This window comes from Spirochaetae bacterium HGW-Spirochaetae-1, from assembly GCA_002839375.1.
Lineage (GTDB): Bacteria > Spirochaetota > UBA4802 > UBA4802 > UBA5550 > PGXY01.
The window spans coordinates 379,864-393,580 of record PGXY01000004.1 but is presented as its reverse complement, the minus strand read 5'-3'; the positions used below and the strand labels follow the sequence as shown (position 1 = coordinate 393,580).

Annotated in this window: 12 protein-coding genes; 2 read left to right on the top strand and 10 right to left on the bottom strand. The window is 48.2% G+C overall.

Features of this window, described 5'->3' with window-relative positions:
- Nucleotides 1-25 precede the first annotated feature (25 nt).
- Both CVV44_09615 and CVV44_09610 read right to left on the bottom strand, forming a co-directional pair.
- On the bottom strand, nt 26-1,603 hold the full coding sequence (locus CVV44_09615; GenBank protein PKL39113.1) for an arylsulfatase: 1,578 nt from the start codon (nt 1,601-1,603) through the stop codon (nt 26-28).
- A 268-nt stretch (nt 1,604-1,871) separates the two neighbouring features.
- Nucleotides 1,872-2,795 (bottom strand): radical SAM protein, encoded by a 924-nt coding sequence (locus CVV44_09610; GenBank protein PKL39257.1) that lies wholly within the window; start codon nt 2,793-2,795, stop codon nt 1,872-1,874.
- A gap of 283 nt (nt 2,796-3,078) precedes the next feature.
- Here CVV44_09610 and CVV44_09605 point away from each other — a divergent pair, with 283 nt between their 5' ends.
- Entirely contained in the window at nt 3,079-4,917 is a 1,839-nt protein-coding gene (locus CVV44_09605; GenBank protein PKL39112.1) for a hypothetical protein, read from the top strand.
- 6 nt (nt 4,918-4,923) lie between these two features.
- Here the strand turns inward: CVV44_09605 and CVV44_09600 are convergent, their stop codons facing one another.
- The 4 genes from CVV44_09600 to surE all read right to left on the bottom strand — a co-directional run bounded on the left by CVV44_09600 (nt 4,924) and on the right by surE (nt 8,546).
- A complete protein-coding gene (locus CVV44_09600; GenBank protein PKL39111.1) occupies nt 4,924-6,504 on the bottom strand; it encodes a carbohydrate kinase in 1,581 nt (526 codons plus the stop codon).
- Nucleotides 6,505-6,612: 108 nt separating this feature from the next.
- On the bottom strand, nt 6,613-6,963 hold the full coding sequence (locus CVV44_09595) for an anti-sigma factor antagonist (protein PKL39110.1): 351 nt from the start codon (nt 6,961-6,963) through the stop codon (nt 6,613-6,615).
- A 117-nt stretch (nt 6,964-7,080) separates the two neighbouring features.
- Nucleotides 7,081-7,779, bottom strand: coding sequence for a hypothetical protein (locus CVV44_09590; protein ID PKL39109.1), 699 nt, complete (start codon nt 7,777-7,779; stop codon nt 7,081-7,083).
- A gap of 17 nt (nt 7,780-7,796) precedes the next feature.
- Nucleotides 7,797-8,546: a 5'/3'-nucleotidase SurE gene (gene surE, locus CVV44_09585; GenBank protein ID PKL39108.1), complete on the bottom strand. Its 750-nt coding sequence runs from the start codon at nt 8,544-8,546 to the stop codon at nt 7,797-7,799.
- A gap of 148 nt (nt 8,547-8,694) precedes the next feature.
- Here surE and CVV44_09580 point away from each other — a divergent pair, with 148 nt between their 5' ends.
- A complete protein-coding gene (locus CVV44_09580) occupies nt 8,695-9,648 on the top strand; it encodes an aldo/keto reductase (protein PKL39107.1) in 954 nt (317 codons plus the stop codon).
- Between the two features lie 8 nt (nt 9,649-9,656).
- On the opposite strand, the gene CVV44_09575 is transcribed toward CVV44_09580, so the two are convergent.
- The 4 genes from CVV44_09575 to CVV44_09560 all read right to left on the bottom strand — a co-directional run bounded on the left by CVV44_09575 (nt 9,657) and on the right by CVV44_09560 (nt 13,408).
- The gene (locus CVV44_09575; GenBank protein ID PKL39106.1) at nt 9,657-10,046 is read right to left on the bottom strand and encodes a response regulator; all 390 of its coding nucleotides are present in this window, start codon (nt 10,044-10,046) and stop codon (nt 9,657-9,659) included.
- A 166-nt stretch (nt 10,047-10,212) separates the two neighbouring features.
- On the bottom strand, nt 10,213-10,821 hold the full coding sequence (locus tag CVV44_09570) for a hypothetical protein (GenBank protein ID PKL39105.1): 609 nt from the start codon (nt 10,819-10,821) through the stop codon (nt 10,213-10,215).
- Nucleotides 10,818-11,750 (bottom strand): riboflavin biosynthesis protein RibF, encoded by a 933-nt coding sequence (locus CVV44_09565; protein ID PKL39104.1) that lies wholly within the window; start codon nt 11,748-11,750, stop codon nt 10,818-10,820. The genes CVV44_09570 and CVV44_09565 overlap by 4 nt, the downstream gene beginning before the upstream one ends.
- 26 nt (nt 11,751-11,776) lie before the next feature.
- Nucleotides 11,777-13,408, bottom strand: coding sequence for a chorismate synthase (locus CVV44_09560; protein ID PKL39103.1), 1,632 nt, complete (start codon nt 13,406-13,408; stop codon nt 11,777-11,779).
- Nucleotides 13,409-13,717: the final 309 nt, after the last annotated feature.

The window sequence follows — 13,717 nt, the reverse complement described above, 5'->3', positions numbered from 1 at the left end:
TTTACCAGCACTGTAATATTTCAGACTATTTCTTCAGCCATCCACGCGGGTTCTTCGCTATCCCCTGCTCCCATTTTTCAATTACCATTTCCATTTGCCGACACACTTCAGGATAGCGCTCGGCCTGATTATAGCATTCCCCTTCGTCAACGTCGAGCCGATACAGGTTCGGCCAGTCGCCGAAATTACCCTTGGCGACCTTCCCCATGAAGGTGGATTTCTTGTCAACGGGCTGCGGCCATGTGTAGTGGTTGATGCTGCGGAAATACTTCCAATCACCCTGCCGTATTCCTTCCAGCTCCTCGTAGTGATAGAAGTACAGGGTATCATGCGGCGACTTTGCCTTCCTGCCCGTCATAAGTCCCTCGATATTTTCCCCATCGATGATCCGGTCCGAAGGAGCGGCAAGCCCGGCCGCCGCCATCAGGGTCGGGAATAAATCGATATTCATGGCCGGTTCAGAACAGACCGTTCCGGCCCGGGACCGGCCGGGCCACTTCACAATGAAGGGCACACGGTACCCTCCTTCATAGCTCTGCCCTTTCCGTCCACGGAAACCGCCGGGGCTCCCGTTATACCAGGGACCATTATCGCTGGTAAATATGACAATGGTGTTGTCCGCAATGCCGTTCCGCTCCAGGCACTTCATGATCTCGCCCACACTCCAGTCGATCTCCTCGACGGCATCGCCGAATATTCCCACTTTTGATTTATCCTTAAACTTTTCCGACGCATACAGGGGCTGGTGCGGAAAGGTGTGGGCCAGATAGAGGAAAAAGGAACCATCCTTCGACTTATCGATAAAGTCCATCGCTTCTTTTGTATACATGCCCGTGAGCCTGGCCTGATCACGCTTGATGTCCGGTTCCAGCATTTTCTCATCGCGGTACAGGGCACAGGGCCACATGTCGTTGCTGTGCGGCACGCCGAAGAAGCTGTCAAAGCCGTGCCGGCGGGGGTTGTATCGCGAATTTGCGCTGAAATCGCCCAGGTGCCATTTCCCCACCATGCCGGTTCGGTAGCCCGCTACCTTTAACGCTCCTGCCAGGGTTAACTCATCATCGGGCAGACCATCGGACCAGCAGTCATCCTGCACGTCCACAGCGCCCAGGCTGCCGAACCATCTACCAAGCCTCCGTATCATGAAACGCATTGCCGATTCGTTCGAGGCGGGAAGCACAAAAGTGAGACCGGAGCGAACCGGATACCGTCCGGTCAACAGACCGTATCGCGAAGGAGTACATACGGAGCACGAGGAATAAAAATTCGTAAAACGAACTCCCTGGCGTGCGAGAGCATCAACATTCGGCGTCGTGATGGCCCTACTTCCGTTACAGCCGATATCACCCCAGCCCAGATCGTCGCAGAGTATGGTAATGATATTCGGCTGCTTGCCGGCGTAATCGGGCAATTTCCCGATGACCTTCTCCGGTATAACCCTCTCACCGCCGGTAAATTGGACTGCATCAAATCCCGCGCCATGCTCTGAATCACCCACTGTACTGCCGCACGCCCAGATCCCGGCACCTGCAGCTGCTGCCGCAGTCGCTGTTACTGCACTGATTTTTAAAAAACCTCTTCGTGTTATCCGATCTTTACCCATGATTCCCTCCCGAGACCTGTTTTTCTTTTAATCTAATTCCTGGGTCAGTCCCCCACCACTGCTTTTACGGTCTTAAAAAGCATAAACTTTGGGGGAATGGAAAAAATCTGTGAGAACAGAGTTGTCATTTGCATGGATATAATTACCTGCCAATGATCACATTATTACACGAAACTTTCATATTCTTTCAATACTATTTTTCCCGCATGACGATATTTTCCCATACTTTCAGGGAAATAGACGAAGAGTAATTTCTCCGGTACCCTGTTCAAAAGGGATGGTCTTTGTCAAAATCGGGAAGATATTCATCGTGGCTCTCAAATTCCTGGACCCAGCCCCGGTGAAAGCCCAGCCGGTAAAACTCCTCCACGACCATATCGTATTCCTCGCGGGTAATAGTCCTTCCCAGCATGGAATGATGGTGCACGGGTTTAACGGGATGATATTGAGACATGAGGGACACATGGACCGATGGAGACAATTCCTCGGCGATGGCGCGCAGACAGGCAACGCTGTTCTCCACATGGCCCGGCAGGATGAGATGACGGATGATGAAACCAGATTCAACCATGCCCTTACCATTGATGCGCAGGTTCGATCCCTTCTGGCGGTACATCTCACGCAGGGCCCGCAGGGCCACGGAAGGATAGTCCATTGCGCCGGAATAATCGCGGGCCAGGCGCTCATCCATGTATTTAAAATCGGGAAGATACACATCGATGAATCCTTCCAGGGATTCAATCGTCTCCTTCAGGTCATAAGCTGAGGTATTCATGACATAGACGGGATGCCTTGCACGACATCTCAACCCATCAATGATTGACTTCATTTGTGGTATATCATGTGAAGGCGCGACAAAACCGACGCAGGTAATCCCCGCATCAAGAAAGCCTTCGATGGCATCGAGTGCCTCTTCCAATAGAATTTGTTTCTCTTCCGTATCGTTACGGCTGATCTGAAAGTTCTGGCAGTAAATACATTGAAGATTGCAGTGGGTGAAAAATATATTGCACATGCCCGTGTCACCTGAGAGGACCGGTTCCTCGCCTCGGTGCAGACATATGGCGGCTAAACTCAGTCTGTCACTGCTGTTGCAATATCCATATTTCCCGTTCTTCCGGTCGGTATTGCATTTTCGGGGGCATTTTGAGCAGGCCCCCTGAGTATATAACTCGGCTCTTCCTTTTTCCATATCTCTGACAACCATGACAGCGGTTTTTATTTCTGCAAGCAACAATTTCCGGCCCCTGTACCGGGATTTAAATAAGCTTCGATAAGCGTATTCTGCCGTTATAATGCGCTACATAACAGTCAAAGACTCCATTTCCCATCCTGCGGTAATATTTTCATTATGGAAATAATTTTTTAATTGCTATAAATATTCATATTATTTCGAATACACAAAACATTATTTGTTGCATAAAATCCGATATATCATTATACTCAGAGAAGAGAAACCGGATTCAGAGAGGTTTATGATGAATTCTTCCGGACAACAACAATACAGCAGGTTTATCCGAAATTTTAAATTTTTCTTTATACTTAAAACAGAGGGTATCAGTTATTTCCTTATTGTCCCTTTCATGGTTTTTTATGGTTGGTCAAATCTGGCTCTAACCAAGGAACAGCTCTGGATATTGTTCATAACAGCCCCGATAGCCACAACGATTTCCTTCATCACCACGCACATAAACAATATGATTGTAATTGCACCCGTCTGGTCCTACTTTAAAAAGCTGGTAAATAACGAAAAGTCCGACGAAGAAGAATACCAGAAAGCCCTTCATCGTTTTCTTTCTCTCCCCTTTTACCACAGCTTCGGTGCCTTCTTCCGCTGGGTTGGTGGTCTTTTAATGTTTTGTGTTCCTTTTTTCATCTTTGGCAATCCCAATAGTATGCAGATCACCAACATGATAATGCTTATCATAATCAATGCTCCCCTGGGGACCGTTTTATACTTTCTCCTCACGGAACTTTTTATTCAGAAAATCTATAATGAAGGTGTTTTCCCCTTTCCCCTCAAGACCAGGCTCAGATGGAAGATGAGCCTTTTTACCAAGCTCACAACATCGATCACGACGATTGCCTTTCTTCCTTTCCTGATCCTGATGACCTATATGCTCACCCTTATTCAGAACACAGGCGGGTATTCAAAAGAAATCTATCTCCGCATGATTTTTTTCGGCATCGTGGGTCTCTCCGCCGCGATATTGGTATCGCGGGTGCTGTCAAAAACAATCTATGTCAAAATAAACAACATCCAGGACTTCCTGGAAAAAGTCGGCCACGGAGACCTCTCTGCTTTTGCGAAAAAAATCGCGGTCATGGATGAACTTTCCACTATAAATATTTCCATTTATACCATGAAAGAAAACCTGAAAAATATGGTAAATGCTATATCATCCAGTTCAAATGAGATCGAGAATTCCGTCAAGGACCTCAATGATTCATCATCAAAATTAACAGACATGTCCAGTGACCTGACAGCCATCGTAGAGGAAACAGGGGGATCTTACGAGGAAATGTTCGCGGCCTTTGATACGACACTGGAGAGTATTGATGAGCAGCGCTATCAGGCTGAAAGAGTAAAGAATGACATTCTGACCATCAACAACAACAGCACTGAACTTTCCGAAAGCATAGACAAACTCCATTCCTCGATCAATGAGGCCATCAACCGCGTGGAGCAGGGAGAGTCTTCAATAAATAATTCCGTCAAGGCGATTGAAGGGATGGCCCAATACATGAAGACCATTGAAGAAACGGTTAATCATATCAGCGATGTGGCAGACCAGATAAATCTTCTGGCCCTCAATGCCGCTATCGAGGCAGCCCGCGCCGGAGAACATGGAAGGGGATTCGCCGTAGTCGCCGATGAAGTTAACAAGCTGGCTGACCAGACCAGCGCCCTGGTTAAAAGCATCCGTAATGATATATCGGCACGGACATCGGGAATATCGGTCGAACTACAGTCCATTTCCGATACCGTGGATATTTTCAAGGCGGTCCGCGCAAAAATCGGCGATACCCGCACCGAAATTGATAAAACAAGTGATTTCATCGGGAGTCTTATCAAAGAAAATCACGAAATCGCCGGGAATATCGAGACCATGCGGGAAATGTCCGATATGATACACACTTCTTCTCTGGAGCAGAAATCAGCACTGGAAGAACTGACCAAAGCCGTTAATTCCATCAGTACCATCACCCAGAAAACGTCTGAAAGTGCTATCATTGTGCATGAAAATTCTCAAAAAATAGAGAACAATACGCTGAAGCTGAAGGATAATATCGCCACGTTTAAAATACGATAGTCTGGTTTAGTGTTTCGGCGGATATCCTGTTATATCCCTGATGTCGTCGTAGAGAGGTTTGAGTCTCTCATACATCTTCATGTACACATTGTTGAAAAGGTCACGGTACATATCCCGGTGTGCCGGGACCGGCTCAAAAACATCACGTACACGCGTCATTTCCTTTACGGCCGTTTTAAAATCGGGGTGCAGGCGCAGCCCCACGGCGGCATCGATGGCCGCTCCCAGGGCCGATGTCTCAAAAGTATGGGGACGTTCCGCCGGCAGATCGAAGATATCAGCCGTAAGTTGCATGGCCACACTGCTCTGTGAACCGCCGCCGGAAACGCGCAGCTTGGTTATTTTTATTTTATTCTTTTTCTCTGTTCTCTGCGCGCCCTCCTTCAGGGCATAGGCAAGCCCTTCGAGAATGGCCCGGTAAATATGGGCCCTGGTGTGCACATCACCGAAGCCGATAATAGCTCCCTTTGCCTCGGGTCCCGGAATTTTTACTCCGGGAGACCAGAAGGGCTGCAGGGTGAGCCCCATGGAGCCGGGAGGTATGGAGCGAATGAGATCATCGAAAAGGGCTTCGGGAGCCACCTTCAATTTTTTCGCCAGCTGCTCCTCCCTGAGACCGAACTCCTGCTTAAACCAGCTCACCATCCAGTAACCCCGGTAAATCATAACCTCCGTGTTATAATATCCCGGCACCGCGCTGGGATAGGGAGGAAAGAAAGGAACTATTTCCACATAATCCCTGTTCGTCGTTTCAACCGTGGCCGTGGTTCCATAACTGAGACAGCCGATCTCCGGCGTAAGACATCCCGAGCCAAGGACCTCGCAGGACTTGTCCGCGGCCGCCGCGATGACCGGCAGCCCCTTGGGGATACCCGTTTCCTTCGATGCCCTGTCGGTAATATAACCCAGAAGGTCGGCCGGTTTTACAAGCCCATGCAGTTTCGATTCCTCAATGGGAAACATCTGCCATTTCATGTCGGACTTTTTGCACCAGGTATGAGTCTTGTAGTCAAAGGGGAAATAGCCGATGGTATTCCCCACGGAATCATTGAACTCACCGGTGAGCTTATAGGTAAAAAATCCCGAGATGATAAGGAACTTGTGTGTTTTATCCCAAATCTCGGGCTGGTTCTGGCGAATCCAGTTTATTTCACATTCCCTGACGGTGTGCATGGCTGAATCGTACATACCGATAGCTTTCAGTGCCATTTTCAGATGAACCGGGGGCCAGGCTTCCGGTTCCGCCTTCCGCTGGTCGAGCCACACGATCGCCGGCCGGAGCGGCTTGCCGTTTTTATCCACATTGATGAACGTGGCTCTCTGCGTGGTGAGGGTCACGCCCTTTACGGCCTTTTGATTGAAGGACATCTCCTTCATGAGCTTTTTGCAGGTTATGCAGAGCGTTTTCCAGTAATATTCAGGATCCTGTTCGGCCCAGCCGGGATGCTCCGAGAAATAGGGTTCAATGGAAGTTTTCACCATATCGATGATATTGCCCTTCAGGTCGATGGTGGCGGCCCTGATTGATTGTGTGCCCGCGTCAATGGTAAAAATACAATCATCGGTACGATTTATTTTCTTTGCCATAACTCCTCCGGTAACATGAAAATATTACGAGAATATCTGTGAAAGAATATATGCTGTAATGTCAAAATATACGGAAAGGGACAGGTCTATCGGAATGGCAGGATAAACTTATCTGATCACATCAGCTGCTTTGTTATTTGTTTCAAATATCTGTACAAAATCGGTAATACCCACTATATCCATCACCTTTTTAAAGTGATCCGACATGCCCACAAAAGCTATTTTACCGTTCTTATCATTGATATTCTGAATGATATTGATCAGTGTTGCAATACCCGAGGAGTTGATATACTTGGTTTTTTCAAAATTGACGATAATTTTATCGATATTGTGCTGATCCATTAATTCTGAATACACCTTTTTAACATCGGCATCGGCATCAGAGGTCATATCTCCTTCAATAACAATGATGGGAATATTTTCAATTTGATCCGATGATATCCTGTGCGTATATTTCATGTACCCTGCCCGTTCAACCTTAAAAAAGATGACTCACGATTCCATAGTATAAGCCCATATAGGAGTGATATGTCAAGAAATTAATTTGAATAAATTCCCCGGGGGCTGCAGAAACCATCATCCCTGGTTTCCACGCAACGTATTCAGGTGCTCTTTGATTTCCCCGGACCAGGGCTGTATCTGCAGCGCCTTGAGAATAAACTTTTCTGCTTGTGCTTTTTCTCCGCGTTTCATGAGAACAAATCCCATGGTATCATTATAGGCCGCGCTGCTTCTGTCGGCATCATAAGCCAGCCTGGCAAACCTCAGGGCTTCACTAAGATCTCCCCCATTTTCCGCCAAAATGCAAGCCAGGGAGTTATACGCATTAGAATTCTTTTTATCTATTTCAATAATGGCGCGGTAGGCGAGAACAGCCTCATCATAGCGGCCCTCCTTCTCCAGGCAGAAGCCCTTCATATTGTGGGCTGCCGTATCGCCGGGAGATATTTTTATGACATCGTCGAGAACCTGCTGCGCTCGCTCGTAATTTTTCAATTTTATCTGCGCATAGGCATAAAGCTTTTTCACATCGAGAATATCCACGAAGGTGGTGGGAAGATTTATGATTCTTTCAAAATATTCACCGGCCGTTTTATGCAAACCCATGCGCGCATAATTAACGGCAAGGTTATAAAGTATTTCGGGATTGTACCGGTCCAAAACCTCAGCAGCCTTCAGATCCCGTATGGCCTCGTTATAATCGCGGACGATAAACTTCTTCAGAGCCGAGTCAAGAAAATCCCTGATTTTTCCATTCAGATCGATATCAGCCATTTCTTTTACCGCATATCCTATTCTCTCCGCAGATCACCGCCGGCGACGGTGCTTAAAAAGGCATGGTCCGTGCAGTCAATGGAAAGAGGCGTGATGGAAATATAACCTTTTTTTACCACATCCATGTCAGAGCCCTCGGGAGCCACCGATTCTATATCGCCTTCGAGCCGGACCTGCATTTCATGAGTGTTGATGTGTTCCTTCATGTATGTATCCCTATACAGTCTCTTGCAGGGAACGGTGTACTGCGTACCCCTTACCTCCTCCATGGGAATATCGGGATAATTGATGTTGAAAAACCAGGGACTGTTTTTTTGTAAGATCAATTCATGAATGAATGACACCAGGAAAAGCGAGGCGTCCTTGAAATATTCCGAGGGACGATGATAGCTGTCCATTGACAAAGCAATACCGTTTTTACCAAAAATATAGGCTGTCCGTGCTCCCGCAACAGTGCCGGAAAAAAATAGATCATCGCCCAGATTGGGACCGTGATTTATACCCGAGACGATAAGGTCCACGGGAGGGATGATATCGCCATGCAGTCCCACATTGACGCAATCGGCGGGGAAGCCGTTCAGCGAAAACTGTTTATCCCCCTCCTTCTTCAGCACCATGGCACGGTGAATGGTGAAGGCATTTGAGCAGCCGCTTCTCTCGCTGTCGGGAGCAATCATATACGTATCAAATGAAAGGGACAGCACGTCAAAAAGCACCCGTATCCCCTCGGCATGAATGCCGTCGTCGTTCGTAACCAGTATTCTCATAGAGTATATCTTCCCTGCATGCAAACATATCGTGATACAACCATGCTGTCAATTATATCATGGATTATTCTCTTGACCTTTTCCCCCCGAGGCGTCAAATAGTATTTATAATACGACCGTAAAAGATACTCCGCAAAGGAACAGCACTATGGATATGATGCAATTGGGGAAAAGCGACCTCCTCGTCTCCAGAATAATCCTGGGGACATGGGCCACGGGTGGAGAGAACTGGGGCCCCTTCAATGAAGAGGATGCGGTACAGGCGGTGCAAGCCGCCCTGGACGGGGGAATCAATACTATCGATACTGCCCCGGCCTATGGAGTCGGCCGTGCCGAAGAGCTCCTGGGACGGCTGCTGGAAGGAAAAAGACAAAACATCGTCATCGCCACAAAGGGAGGCCTCAACATGTCAAAACGCTTCCCCAAGGACCTCTCTCCGCAATTCCTTGAAGAAGACCTGCACAATTCACTCCGCCGGCTCCGGACCGACTACATCGATCTCTACCAGTGTCACTGGCCCGATCCCGCTACGCCCCTTGAAGACACCCTGGCTGCCATGGTCAGGTTCCGTGAACAGGGAAAAATCCGCCATATAGGCCTGTGCAATTACGGCCGTGAAGAACTTATGGCTGCAATGAAACTGGCACCCATAGTTTCACTGCAGCCCCAGTATTCGCTGCTCAAAAGGGATATTGAAGAAGAAATAATAGGGACCTGTATTGATACAGGCACAGATATCATATCCTATGGTTCTCTGGGAGCCGGGATGCTCACGGGAAAGTACAGTAAACCGGGCGCCTTTGAGAAAACCGACGTGCGGTCATTTTTCTACAAGCATTTCAAGGCACGGTACTGGCCGGCCATCTCGGATCTCCTGGAAACAATGAAAATAATGGCCGCCGGCCGGAATGCCTCGCCGGGAAATATCGCCCTGGCATGGATACTCTCCCGCAGGGGAATAAGCGCCGCCATCGTGGGCGCCCGCAACAGCAGCCAGGTTCAGGATAATCTCCTGTCACTTGCGGTGCAGCTTACAGATGATGAAATCGGGGAACTGGACAGGCTCTCGGCCCTGGTTTACGCGGAGGGCAATGCCCGGTAAGAGGGATATTACTCGCCTATAATTTTTTTTATGAGGGCCATGAGGTCCTTGTTGTTGAAGGGTTTCGCCATGGTTCCATCAGCACCTATTCTGCCGGCAACGGTCAGATAGTCCGCTCCCGAAATGCGCCCCCCTCCGGACATGGCTATTATCTTCAGGTCAGCGTATTCTTTTTTCAGCTCCAGGATAGTTTCGATTCCTTCCTTGCCGCTCATGATAATATCGGTTATGATAAGATCAAAGGGTTTGTTCCTCTGCATATCTATTCCCTCAGTACCATCCTCAGCGGTCAGGGCTTCATATCCCGAAAGGGATATTACTTCCTGCAGAATGGTGCGGATATCTTCATCATCATCGATGATGAGTATTCTTTTCATAGGGACTCCTGTGGCGGACATGTATAACAGTATACATGTATCCTACTACTCGTATACTGAAACAAAAAGCACTATTTAATAAAGTATTCCGGAAGAAGTAGAAATAAGCAAGTATTTTTTCAAAATGCGGGATATTCGCCCATATGCTTCAGAAATCAAAGATGCAGTTCTATCCCCGCCATGAAAATTAAAGCGCACCTTCCATATGAAGTAAAAATAATTTCCTTTCTCTCCCTGATGTAAATTCACCCGGATCCCCCCCGGCTCGTATCACTCGATGACAGGGGATAAAGAGAGGGAAGGGATTCTTTGCCATGGCATTTCCCACAAACCGGGCGCCGCCGGGATAGCCCGATACCATGGCCAGTTCCCCGTACGTGACCGTATACCCGCAGGGGACCTCAAGAAGGCGCTGATATACACTGCGTTCGCCTTCAGAAACAAAGCTCAGGTCCAGGGTAATTTCCATGGCCGGTAATTTTTCATCGGTACGGGGCGACATGAATGTCCTGGCGGAAAAAAAAATAGCTTTCCCCGAAAACAGGTGGACAAGAACCGGTCCCATTTTTCTTTTACTGAAATAGAGATTAATAATTTTCCCCGCATTGGCAATAATGGGATTTCTTCCCGTTCCCGTACTCTCGCCGGCAGCTGTCCCGGCAGGATTGAGAATCACCGCACGCAGGGCCCTGCTGTCCGCAATAAATGAAACAGGACACAGTGGGGTGTCTATGGTCCTGGTGCGAAGATCGACAAGCCGGTCAAGACTGTGTGATATTTTTGATTTTTTCATCATATGTTTTTCAGAACCGCTCGTGCATCGTCGCGGTCTCTTTTAATCTGCTCTATCAATTCTTCAGCGCTCCCGAATCTCACCTCGTCACGAAGTTTCCGATGAAATTCGATCGTTACCGGTTTTCCATAAATATCATCGCTGAAGTCGAAAATATTCACCTCGATGCTCCGGTCCATATTTTCAAAGGTCGGATTATTGCCTATGTTCAGCATCCCATGCCGGGTTCCGCCGTTTTCAAAGCAAACAGTAACGGCATAAACTCCGTCAGCAGGAATAATTTTATCGGGATCATCGGGACGGATATTTGCCGTGGGAAAACCGAGAATCCTTCCGCGGCCGGCGCCCTGCACCACCATTCCGCTGAGACTGTAATTTCGGGTCAGGAGACGGTTCGCTTCGACAAAGTTGCCGGCCATGATCGCATGTCTCAGCCAGGTTGATGATACGGGTTTACCGTCAATTATTTCTTCATCGACCCTGGTCACACCAATGCCCGTTTCACGGGCCAGCTCCAGCAGAAAATCCATGTTTCCTTCGCGATTCTTTCCAAAGGCGTGATCATATCCTATGACGATTTCTCTGACACCCAGCTTACCCACAAGCAGGTGATTATAGAAATCCGAGGCATTCATGTTTGCCATGGCCTTTGTAAAATTGAGAAGGATGATATTGGTAAACCCCATGGCCGTGAGAATGCGTACTTTTTCATCTGTCGTGGTGATGATCTTCGGTGCATTGTCGGGATTCAGAATTTTTTTGGGGTGAGCCTCAAAGGTCACCACGAGAGGATCACCATTCATGTACTCAGCCTTTACTCTGAGCGCTTCCAGTATTTTCCGGTGTCCCGCGTGCACTCCGTCAAAATTTCCGATTGTCACTACGGGATTTTTGAAGGAACTTTTATCGGGGATATTGCTGAATAGTGTCATTATTTTTCGTTTTTCTCGAGATATGATCAGTCATGCACACCGCGCAGACATCTTTGCATACGCAGGGAATCAAGCATTACAAGTGCAGCCATGGACTCAATCACGGGAATAATCCTGGGCACTATGCAAGGATCGTGCCGTCCCTCAATGGCAATAACGGTATCCTGATCCGCTGTGTCACAGGTGTGCTGTTCCCTTGCGATAGAAGGGGTCGGCTTAACCGCAATACGGACAACAATGTCCTGCCCCGTTGATATACCGCCCAGGATACCGCCGGCATTATTGCTTTCGAAATTCCCTTCCCTCATTGGATCATTATTCTCGCTTCCCTTCATGGACGCGGCGGAAAATCCGGCCCCGATTTCCACACCCTTGACCGCGCCAATGGAAAAAAAGGCCATGGACAGCCGGGCATCGAGCTTGCCGAAGACCGGGTCTCCCAGTCCGGCAGGGCAGTTCTTTATAATACAGCGGACAATACCGCCCACGGAATCCCTGTTTTTCCGTGCCGCCATTATGGCCTCTTCCATCTCAGCCGCTTTATCCGGGTCAGCTGCCCGAACGGAATTTTTCTCGATAAACGAATAATCAACACGCTCTCCCGTGATACCGGCAATCATTTCAGCATATGCGCAAATCTCAATCCCTTCATTGCCAAGCATCTTTCTTGCCACGGCTCCAGCCGCGACCCGCCCTATTGTCTCACGACCCGATGAACGACCGCCGCCACGGTGATCACGAAGACCGTATTTTTTCCAGAATGAAAAATCGGCATGTCCCGGTCTGAAGACATGGCGCAATGCATCATATTTCGATGAATCCTGGTCCTCATTATAGACAAGCATGCAAATGGGGGTCCCCGTGGTCTTTCCTTCAAATATACCCGAGAGTATATGAACGCGGTCCTTCTCGTCACGTGGTGTGGAAACACGGCTCTGACCCGGCCGGCGCCGGTTCAGCTCGGCCTGAATATCATCCTCGCTCAGATCAATCCCGGGTGCTACCCCATCCAGAACCGCCCCAACAGCAGCGCCATGGCTCTCTCCGAACGTGGTTACCCGAACTATTTCACCAAAGGTGTTGGGTGAGGACATACCCATTACCATGGTAGAAAATATCAGCTCTGCCAGGTTACAGTGAATCTCTTTTTCCGTATCCTTTTCAATATCAATGACAATATCGCTAATATGTTCGACTGTCTCATACAGTCTGATATTTCTTTCCTTTAGTATTTCAAAACCCCCGTCTCCCGAAAGAAAAACAGGAATGCCATCGCGTGTTATGCGTTCCCAGAGGAGATCATCTCCTGCTTTTAAAAGAACCATGATGGAATTGTTACTTAAAAGTGCCCGTGACCCCGCATCGTAGAGCGAACCGCCTCCCGTGGAGATTATACACCAGTCCAAACCGGCAACCTTCTCAACGGCACGTTTTTCCAGATGCCGGAATTCATTTTCGCCGACACACTGGTATATTTCACGAAAAGTCAGCGTTTCTCCTTTTTCCTCTGCCCAGATTTGCTCCAGTATGCCATCTGTCTCAAAAAAGGGGATATTCAGCAGTTCCGCCAGTCTTTTCCCTATTGTTGTCTTGCCCGATCCCTTTGGTCCGGTAATGACAATTTTCATACATTCCCCGCTACACAGGATTTTGTTCATACTTATAAAAATGGCAATGTATAAGTCAAGGGGTATTTTTTACAGTCTTCATTTGAGTGAGTCCGCGCGTATTCTCTTTGAGGTTTTGTATGGGGTCAGAGCCTCTTTCTATAAAAACATGCTCTGACCCCTATCGTTTAAACGAATTTTATTCAATCCCCACACTGCTCCTTCGTTTTATTAATAAACGATTTTCATGTAAAAGGAGCATAGCACCATGTCACGAAAACCAAGAAACATCTCCCAGGGGAATACCCATCACTGCTGGTCCCGGTGTCACGGGAAAAAGGATCTCATGCGGAGCAGCCA

Excerpts from the sequence above, each read along its gene's own strand:
- CVV44_09615 (PKL39113.1), bottom strand. The coding sequence starts at position 1,603 with ATGGGTAAAGATCGGATAACACGAAGAGGTTTTTTAAAAATCAGTGCA.
- CVV44_09610 (PKL39257.1), bottom strand. The coding sequence starts at position 2,795 with ATGGAAAAAGGAAGAGCCGAGTTATATACTCAGGGGGCCTGCTCAAAA.
- CVV44_09605 (PKL39112.1), top strand. The coding sequence starts at position 3,079 with ATGATGAATTCTTCCGGACAACAACAATACAGCAGGTTTATCCGAAAT.
- CVV44_09600 (PKL39111.1), bottom strand. The coding sequence starts at position 6,504 with ATGGCAAAGAAAATAAATCGTACCGATGATTGTATTTTTACCATTGAC.
- CVV44_09595 (PKL39110.1), bottom strand. The coding sequence starts at position 6,963 with ATGAAATATACGCACAGGATATCATCGGATCAAATTGAAAATATTCCC.
- CVV44_09590 (PKL39109.1), bottom strand. The coding sequence starts at position 7,779 with ATGGCTGATATCGATCTGAATGGAAAAATCAGGGATTTTCTTGACTCG.
- surE (PKL39108.1), bottom strand. The coding sequence starts at position 8,546 with ATGAGAATACTGGTTACGAACGACGACGGCATTCATGCCGAGGGGATA.
- CVV44_09580 (PKL39107.1), top strand. The coding sequence starts at position 8,695 with ATGGATATGATGCAATTGGGGAAAAGCGACCTCCTCGTCTCCAGAATA.
- CVV44_09575 (PKL39106.1), bottom strand. The coding sequence starts at position 10,046 with ATGTCCGCCACAGGAGTCCCTATGAAAAGAATACTCATCATCGATGAT.
- CVV44_09570 (PKL39105.1), bottom strand. The coding sequence starts at position 10,821 with ATGATGAAAAAATCAAAAATATCACACAGTCTTGACCGGCTTGTCGAT.
- CVV44_09565 (PKL39104.1), bottom strand. The coding sequence starts at position 11,750 with ATGACACTATTCAGCAATATCCCCGATAAAAGTTCCTTCAAAAATCCC.
- CVV44_09560 (PKL39103.1), bottom strand. The coding sequence starts at position 13,408 with ATGAACAAAATCCTGTGTAGCGGGGAATGTATGAAAATTGTCATTACC.